Origin of the sequence: Methanoculleus sp. UBA208 (assembly GCF_002498065.1) — an archaeon.
Taxonomy (GTDB): domain Archaea; phylum Halobacteriota; class Methanomicrobia; order Methanomicrobiales; family Methanoculleaceae; genus Methanoculleus.
Genome location: NZ_DAFZ01000035.1, coordinates 1 through 224 on the forward strand (window position 1 = coordinate 1; position 224 = coordinate 224).

Consider the following 224-nt stretch of genomic DNA (forward strand, 5'->3'; position numbering starts at 1 on the left):
TGAACCCGTGTACGGATTTCGAGGGGATATCGCGCTTGGGGGTGGGGCTGACGGGGAGGGGGGCTCGCCCCCCCCCCCTGTCTCCTCGCACCTGCCGATGTTCTTGCCTCACAGCCAATGTCGCGAGAGTGTTTCCCCCACCCCCCCGGCCTCCGGCCTCCTCGGCCGCACCTGCGGTGCTTAAACTCCGCTCCTCGAAACTCTGCGGGTTTCTCGAACTCCGT